We start from the raw sequence: 20,516 nt of genomic DNA, 5'->3' as shown, positions 1-20,516 counted from the left end.
TGTAAATACCTTAATTGAAGGAACTGCCCGTGGTCTGTAGAATAATTACAATTTGGTAGTGGACCCTCTTATGGTAGAGAGGACGATTGGCATGATGCAAATGAGGCGACATAAGACTGCAATTGTTTTGAGATACATTGCTCTTGTTCTTTTGCCGGGAATGATTGCGTTTGGTGTCTGCAGTTTTCCAGCAAAAGCACAAGCTGCCCCGACGAGCCTATACTCCATTTCCACGTCCGTCGGTATTAATGGGTACTATGACCAGCATCACCTTGTTCCTGTACTGGTAAAAATCAAGAATCAGGGAGCGGCTGTGAACGCGTCGTTGCATGTGACGTTATCTCCCTCCGCGTTGACCAAATCAACTTTGGACGGGACATTGCAATATCCTATTCACTTGGCAGCGAAAAGTGTGACCAAAAAGGTAATAGCCTTTCCTGGAAGTGTTATTGGTTCAGGGAGTCCGCTTGAATTGACGATTGGAAACGAGACGGTGGCGTCCTCTGTGTTATCCGGGAACCTCTTGGGCAATGTTGCATTGATTGCAGTGGTGTCCAACAGTCCGCAGGGAGCTCAGTTTCTTTCAGGCAGCACCGATCCCGTTCGTCAGGAACCAGTATTAGCGGAACGCATTTCACCTTCCGAACTCCCGTCTGAAGCTGACTGGATGGACGACTTGACCGCAATTTCTATATCTCCAAAAGTTCTTTTGCAGTTGAGCAAAGCGCAGACCCGGGCGCTGGATACGTGGGTCAAACTCGGAGGAGTTTTGCTCGTAACTGGTCCCGGACGATTGTCAGGAACGTGGAGTAAAATCCTTCCTCTCGCTGCCAGTGGTCCTCGTGCCGTACCGAGCTTGTCACTGCGGGAATTTGCGGGGGCGGCAACACCTATCAGCGGCGGGAAAGTCAACAGTTATGCGAAGCCGATCTCCTCACTCCACGGAATACATATTTGGGCAGGCACCGCACACATCCCCCTTTTGGCAGAGGGTTCGCTGGGAAGAGGAGTGGTGGTGCAGACAGGGTTCTCACCGTTGGCTCCCAAACTCCTCGGTTGGACGGGAAACGCATCGTTATGGAGTACGATTTTGCAGAAGAGTTTGTTGGACAGCAACAATGCCTTTCCGAACCTGACAGGTAAATCCGGTGCCTCGTCACTCAGCAATGCGAGTGATACGCTGTCACCCATGCGAATTCCGTCGCTGACATTTTGGGGACCCTTATTTGCGGTTTATTTATTCATCGCGGGACCAGGTCTGTTTTTCATCTTGCGGCGTTATCGTAAGGAGCCGATGGCTTGGTGGATTCTGCCGGCCATTAGTCTCGTGACGACAGCCGCCATTTACGGTTTTGGTTCAATTCAACGCCCGAGGGGTGTACTTTCAGAGACTGTTGGTATGTTGGAACTCACTGGTGATGGACAAGCTGAGGCGTATAGTGTGACTGGCTTCACGTCACCTTACACGACATTTGCTACCCTTTCTGCAAACGGCTTGGATTTTGCGGTGCCCATGGTATCACCCCAAGGACGCCAACATGGACAAGCTACTGTAACCTTTGGGACGCATGTGTTGTCTCAGTTTGAGGGAGTTGGACGCTGGAATCTGCGTTACCTCTACGCGCAAGGCACAGTGTCCGGTACCGGACAGATTCGGACAACACTTGATGCTTCTTCCGGCCCCATAACTGGCATTGTGCAAAATGATACACCTTACAATTTGCAGGACGTTGCGGTCCTTTGGAATGGGAAACTTTTCGAAGTGGGGAACCTTGGTTCCCACGCCCAAACTGTGATTGGACCGAAGACTAAATACAAGGGAGTGAGGGGAAACTGGCTGACGGAATACGGACAGTATAACGGTGATATTACCCATGGCCTAGGCAGAGCTTTGGGCAGTTACATTGCAACAATGGATTCTGGCCTGTCGTTTCCTCAAGGACGTGCTATGATTGTAGCGTCTACTGACAGCATGGCCAAGGCGTTTCCACGTATTCACACGGCGCAGAAGGTCATCACAAACGAACACCTGGTGTTTATTCGAGAGTTTGCTAAGGTGCGTGTGCAATAGACCGGCTGTGGTGGACCTGAGGAGGCTTTCTCGTGATTGAAACCCAAAACCTGACAAAGCGGTTTGGCCGACACCTAGCAGTAAACAGCCTTAATCTCAGTATTCGCAAGGGAAGCATCTTTGGATTTGTCGGTGAAAACGGGGCGGGTAAGACAACAACTCTGTCCATGCTGGCCACCTTAACGGCTCCTTCGTCTGGGAAGGCATACATAGAAGGGTATGAAATTACCAAGCAAGCGGCTCAAGTTCGCAGGGAAATTGGCTATATGCCGGATGCTTTCGGCGTCTTTGACGATGTCACGGTTATGGAATACCTCCTGTTTTTTGCTGAGTGTTATGACGTACCTCGGGGAACGGCCGAGCGACGGGCTAAGAATTTACTCGAATGGGTGAGTTTGACGGACAAGATAGGAGACTATGTCAACGCACTTTCTCGGGGTATGCAGCAGCGACTCGAAATAGCCCGGTGTTTGATGCACGACCCGTCAGTTCTGATACTTGATGAGCCCAATTCCGGTTTAGATCCGAGATCGAGGGTAGAAATGCGGTCCGTTCTGCAGAACCTGCGTTCACTGAACAAGACCATCGTTGTCAGTTCTCACATTCTACACGAACTTGGCTCGGTCGCTGACGAAATTGGTGTCGTACGGGGCGGCGAATTATCCGCTATTGCATCTATCCACGTGTTGTTGTCTCATTCCACTGCATTTCGCACGCTGTGGATCACGGGAGTTGCCGAAACATCGCAGTGGGAGCGCGTGCTGCGCGATGACCCGCAGGTTTTAAACGTGAAATTTGTCAATCCCGGGGTAGAAGTAGTCTATGCGGGAACGATTGACCAGCAGGCGGGATTGATGAACAATTTGCTTGGTGCTGGAATTAAGTTGTACCAGTTTGCTGAGCGGCCAACAGACATTGAGGAATTATTCTTGCGACTGACGGAAGGGAGTGAATCAGAGTCATGAACCGCAATCCACTGTTGACAAAGGAATTTCGGCAACGTATGCGGACAAGGAGAGCTCCAGTCATTATTACCGGATATGTTTTGGTCTTTGGGGTGATTACCTTCTTTTTGCTGTACGAAAATGTTCAGGGACAACTCGCTTTACTTCTGCCAGCACGCAGTCAGCAAGTTTTTCTGGTGTTGACCCTGTTGCAAATGACGGTCGTGGCTTTCTTGACGCCAGCTTTCGCTGCGGGTGCTATCAGTGGCGAGAGAGAGCGGAAAACCTTGGCTGTACTGCTTACCACGCCTCTTTCACCGGTACGGATTCTCGTCGGGAAAATTTTGTCGTCAAGCGCTTTGCTGGCATTGTTGGTCGTGGTGACGCTGCCGTTGTACAGCTTGGTCTTTCTATTCGGCGGTGCTGTGATTCAAGAAGCCCTTGCAGTCTTTTCATTTCAGTTGGTTACAATCGTGCTCATTGCCACCCTTAGCGTGTTGTGGTCCTCTATCGCCCTGCGCTCCGGATGGAGCACGGTCCTGGCATACGGCACGGTGTCCTGGATGATGATTTTGACGGGATTGATAGGGTATGCCTTAAAACTGTTGTCACCTCAAAGTCCAATTGAGTTTTTTGCACTACACTGGGCAAATATTATTTTAAGTCTGAATCCGTTGTGGATGCAGGCATCACTGGAAGCAGTGGTGACAGCTGGGACCAGCAACTGGATTGGGTTTAGTGTGTTTTATATTGGGCTGTGTCTAGTCTTGGCTGTTCCCGCTACACTGCGGCTGCGACCTCAATGGGTCCACAAAATCCCTTGGCTTCGCGGAACGCAGGAAGGGAACTACCAATAACGGAACTGTAATAACGGAACGACTAATAAGAGCATAAGTTCCAGGCAGCCGAAATCTGTTTGGCAGCGTTTGTTAAACGAAGGTCTGAAGGAGGGGCGCCGATGGTTTATGCAATCGCGGCTGTAGTTGTAGTCTTGTTGTTAGTACTCATCTGGCTGAATGTGTACTGGGCTCGCCAACTTCCCAAGCGAGATTCAGCAAAAGTAGCAAAGAGGAATTCAAAATCTGATGTTCCGACCGACCGCAACCAAGGTGCGAGCGCAGACGCGAAATCGAGTGTCCATCGCCATTCAGAGCAGAATTCTGGCGAGGATGCGAAACCAGATGTTGAGCGAGGCGCGAACGCAGACATGAGGCCGGACGCGAAACCAGATGTTGAGCGAGGCGCGAACGCAGACATGAGGCCGGACGCGAAACCAGAACGATACAGGGCACAGGTTACGCGAGGAACGGACAGACGTTTCGAGCGACCTGCGACTGATAGTGAATTAGATAAGGCGCACAATGTTTCTGATGGTCAAAGAGACCTGCAATTTTCTTCGTCTCCTGCATCACCTGAAACCGGGTCCGATGCATCAGCTAATTGGTCTTCTCATCCCTCTGCGGAGTCTGAGCATGAGCAAACCTCAATTGAGGTACTGCAGAATCGAACATTAAATTCGCGGGAAGGTATTTTTGCACAACGCCGCCAGCCCTATTATTTGAACGAAGTAAATGTGCCGGATTTCACACGACAAGACTGGGTTCAGTCCTTTCTATACTTGACCAATCACGACGGCGTACTGGGCTGGATTGCCTTCTCCCAAGAGACAGTGGGTGCTGCCGATCGAAAGTACGATGAGGATTTTTTGGATGCATTGCGCAGCTATCGGATATCAACGGATCGTCTGCAAAAGCAGGTCGGATTATCGCGGGTAGTCGAAACCTCAATTGTGGGTGACGAGGGCAAGGTTTGGTTGTTGACTGTGGTTGACGAGATTTGGTTTGCGCTGTTTGTGGACAGAGATGTAGACAGTTGGGCACTAACGAGGGATTTGCTCCAAGCTCACGCGAACAATCGGCATGAACCGTCCTGAATGAGTTGACGGAGGAATCGTACGATATGGCTGTCATACAGTCTGTTCAAGCGGACAACGCAAGCGGGAAGCGTTAAATCTGAAGAAGGACTATGTGCGCGATTTGATGAAATTGGAGGACGATTCAAGCATGGCTGAGAGCACAAAAGTAGCAATTGTTACTGGAGGCACCCGCGGATTGGGTCGAGACATCGCTAAAACGCTGGCCGCGGACGGATATTATGTGGTTGTAAACTATCGCTCGTCTGCTGTAGAGGCAGCACAAGTCGTCAATGAAATTGTTGACTTAGGCGGAGAAGCCATGTCTTATCAAGCTGACGTTAGCTCTAGGGAAGCAGTATTGAAGTTGACAAATGATATTGTAGAACGTGCAGGCAGAATAGACGTTCTGATTAATAACGCAGGTCTGAACATAGATAGGCCATTTCTCGAAATGACCTCTGAAGAGTGGTCGAGCGTCATGAAAGTCAACCTTGACGGTACCTTTCATTGCACTCAAATTGTTGCAAACACCATGATGAAGCTAGGTATTCATGGTTCTATACTCAACATGTCAGCAAGCACTGCATTGCATGGGAGAGAGGACGGGGCGAATTATTGTGCATCGAAGGCAGGAGTTATGGCGCTGACGAAATGCACAGCACTGGAACTAGCCCCGCAAATTCGCGTGAATTGTATTGTACCCGGGTTCATTGAGACCCAGGAAGTGGTAGACCGCTTTTCTCTCGATGACGATGCTAATAAGGACAAAATTTTGGATTCCATTCCGTTGCGACGCCTGGGACAATCTCAAGATATTGCAAACATGGTATCCTTTCTCTGTTCCGACAAGGCTTCTTATATCACTGGACAGATGTTTTTCGTCAATGGCGGCAACTACATGGGGTAGACCGTGTTGTTTGTCCTGGGACAACTTAGGCAGGCTTGTCATATCCCTGTCCGCAATCACGTATTGTCTAGAGACAGCGTGGTCGCGGGGAGGGAATTTGTTTGAATGTGGCGATAATGATGATCCTCGCCCTGGCAATGATATTATTTGGTGCGGAACTATTCACGAATGCAATCGAGTGGCTTGGGCGAAAGTGGCACTTGGGTCAAGGAGCTGTCGGGTCGGTCTTGGCAGCTCTTGGAACGGCCTTGCCTGAAACTGCGGTGCCCGTCACAGCCATAGTGGCGGGGAAGGGATCGCTGCGGGCACAGGATGTGGGTATCGGCGGCATTTTAGGGGCCCCATTTCTATTAATTACGCTTGGCTCCTTTATTATGGCTATATCGCTGCTCTTGATCCGGCGGCGCGGCAGTGCCCCAAAACTAAATGTATATGGCAGGTCATATCGACGCGACATGACTGTTTTCTTACTGGCTTTTGCCGTTGTAACGCTGACAGGTTGCGTCCCAAATCCATGGCTTCATAAGGCTGCTCCCATTTTCCTAATTGGAATTTACATCACTTTCCTCGTTTTGACTTTGCGGGATAAAGTAAACATAGATTCGGACGGAGAACTCCATCCCCTGTACCTGCAGGGGAAAGCTGAGATTCCTGGCATGTTGCAGGTCTGGTTGCAGTTGACCGTTGCACTTGCGCTCATTGTCGGCGGAGCTCACCTTTTGTCTGGCAGTGCGGAACAAGTTTCAGTATGGCTGAATATCCCCACCTTCGTTGTCTCGGCGTTGCTCATACCGTTGGCAACGGAGTTGCCGGAGACCTTGAACAGTGTAGTGTGGATTCGGCAGGGTAAGGATGCTTTGGCAAGCGGAAACATTACCGGAGCCATGGTCTTTCAAAGTACATTAGTACCCGCGCTTGGGATATGGATGACACCCTGGAATTTAAATCAGGAAGCATTGCTGACGGCTGGGCTGACACTGGCGGCAGCCACATTCATCTTTGGCATGTTCCAGATGCAGGGACAAGTCAAAAGCAGTGTTTTGATGACAGCCTCACTGTTGTACTGGATCTTGCCCATGCAAGCCATTGTTACTCGCTATGACCTACACGTCGCCTATTGGTTGGGTTTTGCGGGCTTTGGAATCATACTGCTTCTCTCATTTGGAATAGGGACCCGCTATCGCAGCTTGTAGCAATGCAGAGATTGTCAGGCCAAATGCGTTCTTCAGACACGTGCCATGCAAATAAATTGCAGATTTCGACGTGCTTACATTTCATAAATACTTATCAGATGTGTTACAATGATTAATGCTTTAAACCCATGTGTAGAAAAGAGGAGATGGAGAATGGCTACACAGCAAGTCTCTGACGCAAATTTTAACGAATTTATAAATTCGGAGAAGCCTGTACTCGTTGACTTTTGGGCAGAATGGTGCGGACCGTGCAAAATGCTAAGCCCAGTCATCGAAGAAATTTCCAATGAGTACGCAGACAAGTTAACCGTCGGCGCGCTGGATGTAGATTCAAATCCACGCACTGCACAACAATTTGGCATTATGAGTATTCCAACTACCTTGGTATTCAAAAACGGTGAAGTGGTAAAGCAACTCGTCGGATATCGTCCGAAAAACGACTTGCTGGCACAATTGGCTGACGTTCTGTCCTAAGCCTTCACCATAACATAAGGGCTGTCTGATCCACTTCTATGAGTGGCTAGGGCAGCCCTTAGCTTTGTTTGGAATGGTGATGATTGCGATAATAATGGACAGGTGGCCAGAGGACTGGTGATCAGGGAGAGCGACGGGATCGAACAAGAAAATAAGCGGATAAATTCCATTTACATACTTAAAATATATTATAATTCTAATAAAAGGTGAGATTAGGCGGCTGATGAGTCGGAAAGCAGTCAATTCGGCTGCCCACCCAACAGGATTTGTTTCCAACCATGTTTGTTAGTGATCCCATTGCTCCCTATCACGACGCGGGTTAAACGATAGTGATCGAATCGATCCCTATCCTAATGGGCCCCTTTTGAATAGTGATCCCATTGCTCCCTATTCCTGACGCTCCAGCCTGGTCCTCCCCGGATTAGTGTCCATTCATGACACTAATCTCTTGGGCGAGGGGCATTAGTGATCATCGCGATCACAATCGTACCAACACATGGGCTAATAGGGATCTTTCGAGTCACTAAGCGGCTTGCGAACTGCCTGCATCGCGAACGGCATCACGAACCCCCTGCATCGCGAACTTCCTGCAACCAAGTGCCTCACAGGTATCCGGGGCAGCCAGTCTGGACAGGTGGTCAGAGGGGAACGACGGGATTGGACAAGAAGATAAGCAGAAAATTCCCGTTAAAGTTGGTCCAGCTTCTGCTCTGGCACACAGTTGAGTCTGTGTAAGGCGGTAAAACAGAAAGATGAACAAAGGAAAGCGGAACGTAGTGCAGCGTATTGGTTGCCACCCTGCTGTACCGAGGTATAGAGTCACATATCCTCGGACTTGATCGGCCGCAGATGTGGGCATCAAGGTTTAGCACCAATTTTTGCGACTTGTATCGCATTATGCCTGCTTCTGCGGGGCCCATCCCACGTATCCGCTCGGGTTGGCACATAATAAGGTCCTCCGAAGCGCTTATTCGCCGTCATGACTATTGAACGGTGCAAATAAGCTCGCTAAACGAGCTTATTTGTAGACCTATGGTGGAAATTCGGTTGAAATCCCAAAATAGACGCGTCTGAGAAGCTTATTTGCTGCAAATTCACGGGTAACACCCCAATAAGCTCCTCTGGGATCTCTATTTTACTCCACGCGGCTCCAGCCCACGCCACGCCGGGTCCACGCCGGGTCACGCGGCTCCGGCCCACTCCACGCCGGGTCCACGCCACGCCGGGTCCACGCGGCTCCAGCCCACGCCACGCCGGCTCCACGCGGCTCCAGCCCACCTCAATCCGCCTCATGCTACTTGTGTGAGAATCCAGCTGCTGCCATTTCCTCGAAGGTTTCCTGCACTGCCGCCAACGTTTTGTCTACATCTTCGTCCGTATGTGCTGCAGTGACAAACCAGGCTTCGTATTTAGATGGAGCGGTCCATATGCCTCGTTTGGCAAGCCCGTGGAAGAACGCAGCGAATGCAGCACCGTTTGTGGCTTGTGCGTCTACGTAATTTTGCACACGAGTTTGACCAAAATAGACGGTAAAGGCACCTTTGATGCGGTTGATTGTGATGTCAATCCCGCTCTGTTCGGCTAAGCGGAGGATGCCTTGTTCGAGCCGCCGTCCGAGATTGTCCAGATGCTCATAAAAGCCGGGTGTACGGAGCGCTTCCAGACAGGCGATACCAGCTCGCATGCTGGCAGGGTTTCCGGCCATTGTGCCAGCCTGGTAGGTTGGGCCCAAAGGAGCGACGGTTTCCATAATCCTGCGGCTGCCCCCGTATGCGCCAATCGGCATTCCGCCGCCAATGATTTTCCCCATGGCGTACAGGTCTGGGTGAACATCGTACAGCTGAGCGGCCGTGCCGTAGTGAAAACGAAATGCAGTGATGACCTCGTCAAAGATGACCAGGGCGTCGTGTTGGTGTGCGAGATCGATAACCTGCTGTAAGTAGGCATCTGTGGCGGGCGCAACCATTCCGAAGTTGCCGACAATCGGTTCAACCAGCACTGCGGCTACTTCGCCGGCGTATTTCTCCAACGCATGTTTGAGGGCTGAAACGTCGTTATACGGCACGGTAATGACATCTTCCGCAGTGGATTTGGTAACGCCTGCGCTGTCCGGTGTTCCCATGGATGACGGACCGGATCCCGCCGCCACCAGCATTGGATCCGTATGGCCGTGATAGCAGCCAGCGAACTTGACCAGCCGGTTTTTCCCGGTGACGCCTCTGGCGACTCGTATTGTTGTCATGACGGCTTCTGTACCCGAATTGACGAAACGGATGCGTTCCAGGTCAGGAATGGCCTCTTGCAGCTGTTCGGCAAACTCTACTTCCCACGGTGTCGTGGTTCCGTATAGAATGCCTTCTTCGGCAGCCTGTTTAAGCGCTTCTCCCACACCTTTGTGGGCGTGTCCAAGAATGACGGGTCCGTATGCAGCGAGATAGTCTATGTATCGATTGTCATCGACGTCGTAGAGATATGCTCCTTCTCCCCGTTTCATCACGGGGGGGAGGCCGCCGCCGACAGATTTATACGATCGCGATGGGCTGTTGACACCGCCAAGAATCGCTTCGTGTGCTCTAGCTTGCCATGCTTCCGATTGATTCAGTTTAAACCCTGCACTGCTGAATTTGGTACCTTTATTGTTCATGACGGTCGTCTCCTCTGTTGCTGAATTTCTTCACAATGGTACCATATTGAGGACAATGAAGGCATGAACCGAGAAAGGGGTTCGAGGCTCTTGGATAGGACTTCAGACAACGGCACTTTGGACAAACAATCTGCACTTCGCAGTTTGCCCGCTGTACATAAACTCATTTCCTCTCACTTGGCAGCCCATCTCATTGAGATGTACTCAAAAAAATGGGTGACAGAAGCGGTTGAAGAGGTTCTGTCATCTTTGCGTCAGATGTGGGCGGGTGATAGCAAACCTGACGAAGCGTGGTGGAAGGACAGGATTTCAGAGACAGGCATAATGGCGTCGGTTCACAATCTCCTAAAGAAACGGACCCGTCCGGTTTTACGTGAAGTGCTTAATTTAACCGGAGTGGTCATCCACACCAATTTAGGTCGTGCACCGCTGTCAGAGCGGGCTCTCAATGCGGTATCGTCTGTGGCCAGAGGATACAGTAACTTGGAATACGACTTGCAAAAGGGCCAGAGAGGCTCACGTCATGATTTGGTCGAGCAACGGCTGTGTCAACTGACAGGTGCACAGGCAGCCATGGTAGTGAACAACAACGCAGCAGCAGTATTTTTGGTACTAAGAGAATTGGCACAGGGCGGCGAAGCAGTTGTGTCCCGAGGTGAACTCGTTGAAATTGGCGGTTCATTTCGAATTCCCGCCATCATGGAAGAGAGCGGGGTTGGACTAGTTGAGGTCGGGACTACCAACAAGACACACTTGGCCGACTATCGCAGAGCCATCACCGAAAACACCAAAATGCTGCTTCGGGTGCACACCAGCAACTTCCGGATTGTCGGGTTCACGGAGCGTCCTGCCTTAGCTGAGCTAGCCGAAACGGCAAAAGAGCACGGCGTGTATCTATATGAAGACCTGGGCAGCGGTGCACTGATAGATTTTCGCAGCTACGGCATTGGCGACGAAGAAACCGTCATGCAGAGTCTGCGGGCCGGAGTTGACGTGGTGTCCTTCAGCGGTGACAAGCTCTTGGGAGGAGCTCAGGCTGGCATCATAGCAGGTAAAAAGGACATTATTGGGCGACTGAAGAAAAATCAGTTAGCTCGAATGCTAAGAGTGGACAAGATGACCTTGGCTGCTTTGGAGGCTACATTGATTGATTCGGCTAATCCCGATTGCGCCCCTCGGACCATTCCCGTTCCGCGCATGTTGACGGAAACTGCAACTGCGGTGCGGGAGCGAGCCGAGGTACTGGTGAAATTCCTTCATGAAGAATTGGCTGGCAGGGAAGAAGCGCTTGGGCTCCAACCAGAAGAAGCGTTTGGGCTCCAACTCATAGAGGACACCGGTCGGGTGGGTGGAGGAGCGCTTCCGCTGGAAGAGTTACCTTCAACCGCTTTGGAATTGAAAGTAAAAGGAGTGTCCTCGCAGGCTCTATTTGATGGTTTACGGCAGCTAGGAGACCCGCCCGTCATAGGGAGATTGGTTGAAGACAGAGTCAGACTGAATGTCCGCACTTTGTTGCCTGGAGAGGAAGAAATTTGTGCGCATTCCGTAGCACATGTTGTTCGGCAATTATTGCATTCGCACGCATGAGCTGCGGCAGCAATGTTCATCCTATACAACAGCAGTTTTCCTGCCCACAGCAAAACGGCCGCGCGTTTTGCCAGAAGTGGTGCATCATGACTGCACGAGGTTTTGGGAGGATGAACCATGCGACGAACCGAATTGGAAGAGTACCGGCAGCAGATGTTGCAGGACGACGGTGCAATGGATTTTTGGGGCGTGCGTTCAGTGGCCCTGCAAGAATGTATCAGAACCATTCAAACTGTTTCGTATGAGCCGAAAGAACGTCCGTCAGTGACAGGGCAATTGCGCAGGGGTTAGCAAAGATATTGACATGCTGCCGTTCGACGGGTATAATTCCCGCAAATAAGATTCAAACGCAAGTTGTTGCAAAAAGCTGAAAAGTGGATTCAATGATGAGGAAAAGTAGCGGAAACAGGTGGTCCAAAGAGAAACCTGCCAAGGCTGGAAGCAGGTTGGCCCCCGGTCGTGAAGGACACCTCTGAGAACCTGCGTCAACGGTCTTCTTACTGACAGGTATCATACTGACAGGTATCATACTGACAGGTATCGAAGGTCCCAAGCGCATGGCGCACTTCGCACGTTACGCGATGTGAGGGACAAAGCCTGATTTGGCTTTTGTCTGAACAAGGGTGGCACCACGGAAGCAACGCTTCTCGTCCCTGTCTGGAAGACAGGCGGCGAAGGCGTTTTTTATTTGTCATGAAACAACCCTTCAGGACAGCAATGAGATAGAGAAAAGGAAACAAAATGTTGCTAGATTGTCGAAAGAGGTGGAGAGCATGTTGACTCAAAGACCGCGCGGCACAGCTGATTTGTTGCCGGAGCAGTCAAAATCCTGGCAGCTACTCGAGAAGATTGCAAGCCAGGTATTCCAGACGTACAACTATGCCGAAGTTCGTACGCCCATTTTCGAGCACACCGAGTTGTTTCAGCGCGGTGTAGGAGAGACCACGGATATTGTCGAGAAGGAAATGTACACCTTCACGGACCGAGGCGGACGCAGTGTTACCCTTCGGCCTGAGGGGACAGCCGGAGTGGTACGGGCGTACGTGGAAAATAAGCTGTACGGTCAGCCTGGTATTTCTAAACTGTATTACATTGGTCCCATGTTTCGCTACGAAAAGCCGCAAAAGGGACGGTTGCGGCAGTTGCACCAGTACGGATGTGAGGTGTTCGGAACGGACAGCCCTGCGTTGGATGCGGAAGTCATTGCTCTAAACATGGATATTTTGACTCGCGCAGGTGCTTCCGATTTAACGGTTGAGTTAAACAGCGTGGGGTGCCCAATCTGTCGTCCAAAGCACAAGGAAGCGATGATCGCTGCCCTCACGCCATACCGCGAGGAGCTGTGTAAGGACTGTCAGGACAGGCTGGAACGCAATCCCCTGCGGATCTTCGACTGCAAAAATAAAAGCTGTCACATGGTTCTTGAAAAAGCGGGAGCACCAACCATTCTTGACTCCCTTTGCGATGACTGTGCTGAACACTTTGATGATGTAAAACGCCATCTGGATGTGCTTCTCGTACCCTACAAGATTAATGAAATGCTTGTTCGTGGACTTGACTACTACACCAGGACTGCCTGGGAAGTCACTGCACAAGACTTCGGCACCGTGTCTGGCGGCGGGCGGTATAACTCACTAGTAGCAGACGTAGGCGGACCAGAGACGCCGGGGATTGGCTTTGCTGGAGGCGTGGAGCGAGCCATTTTGCTGCTTGAAGAACAAGGGAAGCGGTCAGAAGATAAAGCAGGTATGGATGTTTACGTCGCGCTCGCTGACGAGACCGCTGAGTCCTATGCAACAAAGTTGGTGCAGTCGCTTCGGGAGCGTGGAATTCAGTCTGACCGAGACTATTTGAAACGCAGCCTGAAGGCGCAGTTTAAGGCAGCCGATAGGGCACGGGCAAAGTTTGTGGCTGTAGCGGGGGAAGACGAAGTGAATGCCGGCACGGTGACGCTGAAGAATTTGGCATCAGGAGAGCAAGAGACAGTTCCGGTAGAACAGATGATGGAAATTGTGACTGCACAGATGACTGAGCCTCGCGGCCAGAAAGGGGTTTAACATGAATCAGGCAAATGATAAAAGCAAGTTTGTCAGGTCACACTTGGCCGTGGAAACAGTAAATGTGCCTTCAGGGACGGAGGTTGTTTTGAACGGCTGGGTACAGCGTCGCCGGGATTTGGGAAGTATCGTTTTCATTGACCTTCGCGATAGGTCTGGAATTGTCCAACTGGTATTTGACACCAGCAAGGGGACACCGGCAGATGCCTTGTCTACAGCCAATCAGTTGCGCAGCGAGTTCGTGGTCGCCGTGCGCGGAATCCTTGTAGAGCGAGACGAAAATGCAGTCAATGCCAAGATTGCGACAGGGCATATTGAAGTTACTGTAATGGATGTAACCGTGCTGAATAAGTCAAAAACACCGCCGTTTTACATTCAGGACGGTATCGATGCAGACGAGTCAGTGCGCTTGCGACACCGCTATCTGGACTTGCGTCGGCCGGAAATGCAGAAAATGCTCCGATTGCGGCACCAGGTGATCCGGGCGATGCGGCTGTATCTGGATGATGAATCGTTCGTTGAAGTGGAGACACCGGTGCTCACTAAGAGCACTCCTGAGGGCGCCAGGGACTATTTGGTCCCGTCAAGGCTTCAGCCGGGTGAGTTTTACGCGTTGCCCCAAAGTCCCCAACTCTTCAAGCAACTTCTGATGGTTTCCGGACTTGAGCGATATTATCAAGTGGCGCGATGCTTTCGGGATGAAGACCTGCGGGCGGACAGACAGCCTGAGTTTACACAGGTTGACATCGAGCAATCGTTTATTCCGCTGCATGAATTTCAGGCCATGATGGAAGGCATGATGAAGGAAGTCTTCGCAAAGGTGCTGAAGAAAGACATTCCAGTCCCGTTCGCGCGCCTGTCTTATGAAGATGCTATGGACAGGTATGGGTCAGATAAACCGGACTTACGGTTTGGCATGGAGATTCAGGACATTAGCCACCTTGTTCAAGACACAGACTTTAAAGTATTTACGTCTGCTTTGGAGGATGGAGGTGTCGTAAGGGCTCTGGTGGCACCGTCATGTGCCGGGTATTCGCGCAAACAGACGGACGCCTTGACAGATTTCGTCAAGCAATATGGATTAAAAGGGTTGGCAACCATTGCTGTGCAGGATGGCCAGATTAAATCGTCCATTCAAAAGTTCTTCAGCGAAGAGCAGTTGCAGCAGATTGCAACTGCTCTCGGAGCAGACAAAGGTGACCTAATTCTCATTGCTGCAGCCAGCAAAAAGACGGTCAGGCAGGGCCTGGGAGCGCTGCGACAAAAGCTTGGGCAAGACCTTGAACTGACCGACCCCAATGAGTTTCGTTTTTTGTGGGTCACAGATTTCCCTCTGGTCAGTTACGACGAGGATTTGGGACGTTACGTTGCAGAGCATCATCCATTCACCATGCCGCGTGAAGAGGATTTACATCTGCTCGACACGGACCCGGGGAGTGTTCGAGCGGCTGCATACGACATGGTGCTGAACGGATACGAGATTGGCGGCGGCAGCATGCGTATCTACCGCCGTGACATTCAGGAACGGATGTTCTCGGCTTTGGGTTTCACGAAGGAAGAAGCGTATGAGCAGTTCGGTTTTTTGCTCAACGCATTTGAGTATGGGACGCCTCCACATGGCGGGATTGCCCTTGGTATCGACAGGATTGTGATGTTGATGGGCGGGCGCAATTCCATCCGGGACTCTATTGCTTTTCCCAAGACGTCCCGCGGCAGTGACTTGATGATTCATGCACCGGCTCCAGTCAGCTCAGAGCAGTTGCATACGTTGAGTCTTGAAATCGAGAAAAGTGAAGCCCAGCAGGTGAACGGTTAGTTTCATTTGGTCACGTACAGCGAGTAGACTTTTGGCGTTTGAGGCAACTTGTGTAAACACATATGGGTTCCTGAATATGGAAAGTCAGATGCCTGCAAAAGAGGCATCTCAGTGTTGCCTTCGCCTTGCAATGGTGGTAACATAACTACAGAAGTTGATTGACACAGCGCCCTGCGCTGTTGGTGCGAACCCTTTTCGTTTTGAGCCAACACCCAAAACGAGGGAGCCTGTGTCTCGGTCGCGTGCGAATGCCCGTTACGGGACTCTGCATTCGGTTGAGCAGGGCACCCACCTGCGAGAGCAGGTTCAAAACTATGGGTTTCACGGCATGGGCGGGGCATTGCGTGTACAATGAGACGGTACCTAAAGGTACCGTTTTTTATTGTATAATGAGCACTGTGAAGACAGACGGGAGAGACAGACCTAAAGTGGGAGATGGAGGCTGGAACGTGGATAAACTGATTGATTTACGCAGTGATACGGTGACTCAACCGACTCAAGCCATGCGTGAAGCGATGGCTAGCGCACAAGTCGGCGATGATGTCTACGGTGAAGACCCGACTGTTCTCCAGCTGGAGGAGACAGCTGCAGACCTGCTGGGAAAAGAGGCCGCTTTGTTCGTGACAAGCGGTACCCAGGGAAATCAAGTAGCTATAGCAAGTCATGTGAAAACCGGAGAAGAAGTCATTGCCGAGGCTGAATCCCATGTGTTTATGTATGAGGCTGCAGCGGTGTCCGTTTTTACTGGCGCACAAATCAGACAAGTAGCAGGTCATCGAGGAAGTATGAGTGCGGCAGCCGTTGAAGCTGCCATTCGAGATGACACAGATATCCATCAACCGCGTACTGCGCTGATTACTGTTGAAGATACACACAACCGTGCAGGGGGGGCTGTACTGCCAATCAGGGACTTACAGGACTTGCGAAAAGTGGCAGACAGTTATGGAATTCCTGTACATATGGATGGTGCCCGCCTGTTTAATGCGGCCGTTGCACTCGATATGCCTCCAAGAGAGATTGCTGCCTATGCGGATACGGTTCAAATTTGTCTCTCAAAAGGCTTGTGTGCACCAATTGGCTCATTGGTTCTCGGTTCCCGCGAATTTATAGAAAGTTGCAGAAAATGGAGGAAGAGACTTGGTGGCGGATTGCGTCAGGCAGGTGTCATTGCCGCGCCAGGACTCATTGCATTAGAAGAAATGCGCAGCAGACTGAAGGATGACCACGACAATGCCAAGAAACTTGCAAACGGTTTGGCGGAGATTGAGGGAATTGCTGTAAACCCTGATAAAGTGGATACGAATATTGTGATTGTTGAATTGGAGCAGAGCGTGGACACAACTGCATTTGTTTCTGCCTTGAAGCGTCACGGCGTTCTGGCCAACGGATTTGGTGCCAAGCGCGTGCGCTTTGTAACGCATCATGACGTGTCTACAGTTGATATTGCCGCCGCTAAACAGGTTGTTCAGAGAGTGATGACAGAGGAGAGATAAAGCAAGAATGGACTTGTTCAGCTATCAAGCGCAAAGAGAAGCAGAAGAGACGGCTCCGCTGGCATATCGAATGCGACCGCAGTCGCTGGATGAGTTGGTAGGTCAGGAGGATGTCGTTGGACCCGGAACCATGTTGCGGCGTGTGATAGAAACTGACAGGCTCGTGTCGTTGATTTTTTGGGGACCCCCAGGTACCGGAAAGACTTCTCTGGCAAAGGTCATTGCCAATCTGACCAAAGCCCGCTTTGAAGTCATCAATGCGGTGACCTCCGGGGTCGCTGATATTCGCAAGGCCGTAGAAGAATCTAGGGAAGCACAGGCTATGTATAGTCGTAAAACCATTGTGTTCATCGACGAGATCCACCGCTTTAATAAAATGCAGCAGGATGCCCTTTTGCCTCACGTCGAAGCGGGCCTGATAACCCTGATTGGGGCAACGACAGAAAATCCATATACGTCGGTTAATAACGCGCTTTTATCGAGATCGCATATTTTTCGGCTTCGTCACATTAGCGTTGACGGCATTCGCAGCCTCCTGCACCGGGCTTTGGCAGATGAGGAACGCGGTCTCGGAAAGCTGCACGTTCGTCTAAGTGAGGAAGCCGAAAACTGGCTCATTCAAATGAGCGGCGGTGACGCGCGGAGGTCGCTCAATGCTCTGGAAATGGTAGCATTGTCAGCGCCCGTTGGAGCGGACGGCGGCGTGGATGTGTCTCTGGAACAGGTTCAGTCCATTTTGCAGCAAAAGCAAGTGTTGTATGACAAATCAGGCGATGAACACTACGATACAATTTCAGCGTTCATTAAATCTGTTCGAGGATCCAATCCCGATGCGGCAATGTTTTGGCTTGCCAAAATGATAGCGGGTGGAGAGGACCCGAAATTCATTGCACGAAGGTTGATTATCCTTGCCAGTGAGGATATTGGTATGGCCGATCCGCAAGGACTGTCCATTGCTGTGGCCGCCTATCACGCAATTGAGGCAATTGGGATGCCGGAAGGACGCATCCCGTTGGCAGAGGCGACGGCCTATTTAGCGTCGACTGCAAAGTCCAATCGGGCGTATACTGCTATTAACAAAGCCCTTGAAGATGTTGAATCCGGTGTTTCCTTATCCGTTCCGCTGCACTTACGAGGCACAGGATACAGCGGCGCTGCTCGGTTAGGGCATGGCGAGGGCTACTTGTATCCTCACGATTACCCAGGGCACTATGTAGAGCAGAGCTATTGGCCTCAGGACCTTGAACCGCGTCATTATTACACAGAGGAATCCAAGGATAAAGGGGAGTCACAGGGATGAAGATTTCGACCAAAGGCCGCTATGGACTTATGCTAATGGTGGATCTGGCCATGAATGAAGGGACCTCTCCTGTCAGCTTGAAATCAATCGCGGAACGCCAACACTTGTCTGAACACTACCTTGAACAACTCATTGCTCCTTTGCGCAATGCGGGGTTTGTGCGCAGCATTCGCGGGGCTTACGGAGGCTACGTATTAGCGAAGAGCCAGCAGGAAATTACCGTGGCAGACCTGATTCTTACACTGGAAGGTCCCCTGACTTTGGTAGACGAAGATGTAGAAGACGGACTAGATGAGTTATGGAGACGTTTACGAAAGTCCCTGCTGAATGTGATGGAATCCATCACACTTGAGGACTTGGTTGGTATGAAGCAAGAATATGACGGTGCTTTTATGTATTATATCTAGGTGTTGCCGCCTCACTGTTGCAACGTGATGCACGGCAGCCACTTGACCCGGATATTGAAATTTGGCAGGTGATGAGGTTAAGCATATGAAAGCCATCTATTTAGACAACGCAGCCACGACGGAGATGTATCCTTCTGTGGTACAGGTGATGCGACGGCACTTGGAGGGTGAGTATGGCAATCCGTCCAGTCTGCACAGCCGCGGCCGGGGGGCAAAGGCAGCTGTTGAATCGGCTCGCGGACACTTCGCTAACCTGATTGGGGCCGAACGCAGCCAAATTGTGTTTACCAGCAGCGGTACGGAATCGGTGCAGCAGGTCTTGCTCGGCGCCTTTCTGGCAAATCCGAAAAAACGCCACATGGTTACCACAGCCATAGAGCATCATGCTGTGCTGCAGACCTGTGAACTGCTTGAGGAACTTGGCGTCGAGGTCACCTACATCCCCGTCGGGAACGATTGCAGCGTGAACGCGAGGGCAGTGCTGGAGGCCGTTCGAACAGACACCCTGCTCGTTTCGGTTATGGCAGTCAATAATGAGACTGGCGCTGTCCAACCCATCGTTGAGTTGGCTCAGCAGATTAAGACGGAGCATCCTGAGGTACTGTTCCACTCAGATATGGTACAAGCACTTCCAGTTCAGGAAGTGAACGTCGCAGAGATACATATGGACTTTGCCTCCTTTTCTTCTCATAAGATTCATGGTCCAAAGGGTGTGGGAGCCTTGTACATCCGAAATGACAGGACTTTTAAACCGATTGCTCGCGGTGGAAATCAGGAACGGAGAAGGCGCGGAGGTACGGAGAATGTCCCTGGAATTGCAGGCTTTGGCGAAGCGGCGCGTCAATTAAAAGCAGGTCGACAACGCGAGTTTCAGCAGATGGAGCAGGCCAATCTGGCTTTTTGGGACGCAATTCGTAAAATACCAGGTGTGTACCGGAACAGTCCGGAAAGCGGGGCCAAGTCAATTCTGAATGTGGGCTTTCGCGGCGTGGCAAACGATGTACTGCTGATGAGGCTTGATTTGGAAGGTGTTGAGGCATCAGCGGGATCGGCCTGTACAGCCGGAAGTTTACAGCCAAGTCACGTTCTTAAAGCATGCGGCTTTTCAGAGGACGTTCTGCGTGAATCGGTGCGCTTTAGTTTTTCCGGCATGACTACGACAGACGAAGCAAGGGAAGCAGCACAGGTGGTCCAATCAGTCGTAGACCAACTGGTTTGAAATTCAATAACGGTATTGAAGATATCATTGACAATTGTTGCATTGCATCGATACTGCGGTTTCGATACAATTTCATTATAATAGTTGTCCACAAAAATTATTTCTGCACACGAAAATTTTTGTGGGATGGGATACTATTTGGTCCATGGCTTGTTTACGGTTGGACGCCGTTGGAAATGATACTTGTAGTTCAAGTCTTTATGAAAAAAGGAGACGGGAAATATGAGATGTCCACAGTGCAACTGCCGCGACATCGGCAAAATCGGTGCAAACCAGTACTATTGCTGGGGTTGTTTCATGGAATTCAACGTAGCCGGTGAAGAAGTCAAAGTCTACGAGGTCGCTGAGGATGGGTCGCTGGTCTCGGTGGATGAGATGACTGATTGTATGGAGTGTGGAAGCGAAGTTATTTAGAACATAGTGTTGCAAGGTACACATAGTTGAAGTGCTTTGTGGACGACATTCGGGGCATCGCTTTTGCGGTGCCCT

General features: G+C 50.9%; 17 protein-coding genes and 1 other RNA gene. 17 read left to right on the top strand and 1 reads right to left on the bottom strand.

Features of this window, described 5'->3' with window-relative positions; all coding sequences use genetic code 11:
* Positions 1–91 precede the first annotated feature (91 nt).
* The 7 genes from GI364_RS15530 (at position 92) to trxA (ending at position 7,504) form a co-directional block, all read left to right on the top strand.
* On the top strand, positions 92–2,071 hold the full coding sequence (locus GI364_RS15530) for a hypothetical protein (RefSeq protein WP_233095817.1): 1,980 nt from the start codon (positions 92–94) through the stop codon (positions 2,069–2,071).
* Positions 2,072–2,103: 32 nt separating this feature from the next.
* Positions 2,104–3,036: an ABC transporter ATP-binding protein gene (locus GI364_RS15525; protein WP_198850158.1), complete on the top strand. Its 933-nt coding sequence runs from the start codon at positions 2,104–2,106 to the stop codon at positions 3,034–3,036.
* Positions 3,033–3,872 carry an ABC transporter permease gene (locus GI364_RS15520; protein WP_198850157.1) on the top strand — a complete coding sequence of 280 codons (840 nt, stop codon included), beginning with the start codon at positions 3,033–3,035 and terminating at the stop codon, positions 3,870–3,872. Before GI364_RS15525 ends, GI364_RS15520 begins: the two co-directional genes overlap by 4 nt.
* Positions 3,873–3,973: 101 nt before the next feature.
* On the top strand, positions 3,974–4,948 hold the full coding sequence (locus GI364_RS15515) for a hypothetical protein (RefSeq protein ID WP_198850156.1): 975 nt from the start codon (positions 3,974–3,976) through the stop codon (positions 4,946–4,948).
* 130 nt (positions 4,949–5,078) lie between these two features.
* Positions 5,079–5,837, top strand: coding sequence for a 3-oxoacyl-ACP reductase family protein (locus GI364_RS15510; RefSeq protein WP_198850155.1), 759 nt, complete (start codon positions 5,079–5,081; stop codon positions 5,835–5,837).
* A gap of 107 nt (positions 5,838–5,944) precedes the next feature.
* A complete protein-coding gene (locus tag GI364_RS15505; protein ID WP_233096178.1) occupies positions 5,945–7,030 on the top strand; it encodes a sodium:calcium antiporter in 1,086 nt (361 codons plus the stop codon).
* Positions 7,031–7,183: 153 nt separating this feature from the next.
* Positions 7,184–7,504 carry a thioredoxin gene (trxA, locus tag GI364_RS15500; protein ID WP_198850153.1) on the top strand — a complete coding sequence of 107 codons (321 nt, stop codon included), beginning with the start codon at positions 7,184–7,186 and terminating at the stop codon, positions 7,502–7,504.
* Between the two features lie 1,294 nt (positions 7,505–8,798).
* Here the strand turns inward: trxA and GI364_RS15495 are convergent.
* On the bottom strand, positions 8,799–10,148 hold the full coding sequence (locus GI364_RS15495) for a glutamate-1-semialdehyde 2,1-aminomutase (protein WP_198850152.1): 1,350 nt from the start codon (positions 10,146–10,148) through the stop codon (positions 8,799–8,801).
* Positions 10,149–10,238: 90 nt separating this feature from the next.
* Here GI364_RS15495 and selA point away from each other — a divergent pair, with 90 nt between their 5' ends.
* The 10 genes from selA to GI364_RS15445 all read left to right on the top strand — a co-directional run bounded on the left by selA (position 10,239) and on the right by GI364_RS15445 (position 20,441).
* Complete coding sequence (gene selA, locus GI364_RS15490; protein WP_233095816.1) at positions 10,239–11,735, top strand: L-seryl-tRNA(Sec) selenium transferase; 1,497 nt, start codon at positions 10,239–10,241, stop codon at positions 11,733–11,735.
* Positions 11,736–11,852: 117 nt separating this feature from the next.
* Positions 11,853–12,026: a hypothetical protein gene (locus GI364_RS15485; RefSeq protein ID WP_198850150.1), complete on the top strand. Its 174-nt coding sequence runs from the start codon at positions 11,853–11,855 to the stop codon at positions 12,024–12,026.
* Positions 12,027–12,508: 482 nt separating this feature from the next.
* Complete coding sequence (gene hisS, locus GI364_RS15480) at positions 12,509–13,792, top strand: histidine--tRNA ligase (protein ID WP_198850149.1); 1,284 nt, start codon at positions 12,509–12,511, stop codon at positions 13,790–13,792.
* A 1-nt stretch (position 13,793) separates the two neighbouring features.
* Positions 13,794–15,608, top strand: a complete 1,815-nt coding sequence (gene aspS, locus GI364_RS15475; RefSeq protein ID WP_198850148.1) for an aspartate--tRNA ligase — start codon at positions 13,794–13,796, stop codon at positions 15,606–15,608.
* 165 nt (positions 15,609–15,773) lie between these two features.
* A non-coding RNA gene (gene ssrS, locus GI364_RS15470) (6S RNA) lies at positions 15,774–15,951 on the top strand.
* Positions 15,952–16,057: 106 nt separating this feature from the next.
* A complete protein-coding gene (ltaE, locus tag GI364_RS15465) occupies positions 16,058–17,101 on the top strand; it encodes a low-specificity L-threonine aldolase (RefSeq protein ID WP_370541787.1) in 1,044 nt (347 codons plus the stop codon).
* 7 nt (positions 17,102–17,108) lie between these two features.
* A complete protein-coding gene (locus GI364_RS15460) occupies positions 17,109–18,401 on the top strand; it encodes a replication-associated recombination protein A (RefSeq protein ID WP_198850147.1) in 1,293 nt (430 codons plus the stop codon).
* Positions 18,398–18,808, top strand: a complete 411-nt coding sequence (locus GI364_RS15455) for an RrF2 family transcriptional regulator (protein WP_198850146.1) — start codon at positions 18,398–18,400, stop codon at positions 18,806–18,808. Before GI364_RS15460 ends, GI364_RS15455 begins: the two co-directional genes overlap by 4 nt.
* A gap of 85 nt (positions 18,809–18,893) precedes the next feature.
* Entirely contained in the window at positions 18,894–20,027 is a 1,134-nt protein-coding gene (locus GI364_RS15450) for a cysteine desulfurase family protein (protein ID WP_198850145.1), read from the top strand.
* Positions 20,028–20,249: 222 nt separating this feature from the next.
* Positions 20,250–20,441, top strand: a complete 192-nt coding sequence (locus tag GI364_RS15445; RefSeq protein ID WP_198850144.1) for a hypothetical protein — start codon at positions 20,250–20,252, stop codon at positions 20,439–20,441.
* Positions 20,442–20,516: the final 75 nt, after the last annotated feature.

Source organism: Alicyclobacillus sp. SO9 (assembly GCF_016406125.1).
Classification (GTDB): domain Bacteria; phylum Bacillota; class Bacilli; order Alicyclobacillales; family Alicyclobacillaceae; genus SO9.
Note: the sequence above shows the minus strand (reverse complement) of the source record. Positions and strands in the feature narration are given on the sequence as shown.

Coding starts and splice junctions, on each gene's coding strand:
- GI364_RS15520 (WP_198850157.1), top strand. CDS start 3,033: ATGAACCGCAATCCACTGTTGACAAAGGAATTTCGGCAACGTATGCGG.
- GI364_RS15485 (WP_198850150.1), top strand. CDS start 11,853: ATGCGACGAACCGAATTGGAAGAGTACCGGCAGCAGATGTTGCAGGAC.
- GI364_RS15495 (WP_198850152.1), bottom strand. CDS start 10,148: ATGAACAATAAAGGTACCAAATTCAGCAGTGCAGGGTTTAAACTGAAT.
- GI364_RS15455 (WP_198850146.1), top strand. CDS start 18,398: ATGAAGATTTCGACCAAAGGCCGCTATGGACTTATGCTAATGGTGGAT.
- GI364_RS15510 (WP_198850155.1), top strand. CDS start 5,079: ATGGCTGAGAGCACAAAAGTAGCAATTGTTACTGGAGGCACCCGCGGA.
- GI364_RS15530 (WP_233095817.1), top strand. CDS start 92: ATGATGCAAATGAGGCGACATAAGACTGCAATTGTTTTGAGATACATT.
- trxA (WP_198850153.1), top strand. CDS start 7,184: ATGGCTACACAGCAAGTCTCTGACGCAAATTTTAACGAATTTATAAAT.
- GI364_RS15460 (WP_198850147.1), top strand. CDS start 17,109: ATGGACTTGTTCAGCTATCAAGCGCAAAGAGAAGCAGAAGAGACGGCT.
- aspS (WP_198850148.1), top strand. CDS start 13,794: ATGAATCAGGCAAATGATAAAAGCAAGTTTGTCAGGTCACACTTGGCC.
- GI364_RS15445 (WP_198850144.1), top strand. CDS start 20,250: ATGAGATGTCCACAGTGCAACTGCCGCGACATCGGCAAAATCGGTGCA.
- GI364_RS15450 (WP_198850145.1), top strand. CDS start 18,894: ATGAAAGCCATCTATTTAGACAACGCAGCCACGACGGAGATGTATCCT.
- hisS (WP_198850149.1), top strand. CDS start 12,509: ATGTTGACTCAAAGACCGCGCGGCACAGCTGATTTGTTGCCGGAGCAG.
- GI364_RS15515 (WP_198850156.1), top strand. CDS start 3,974: ATGGTTTATGCAATCGCGGCTGTAGTTGTAGTCTTGTTGTTAGTACTC.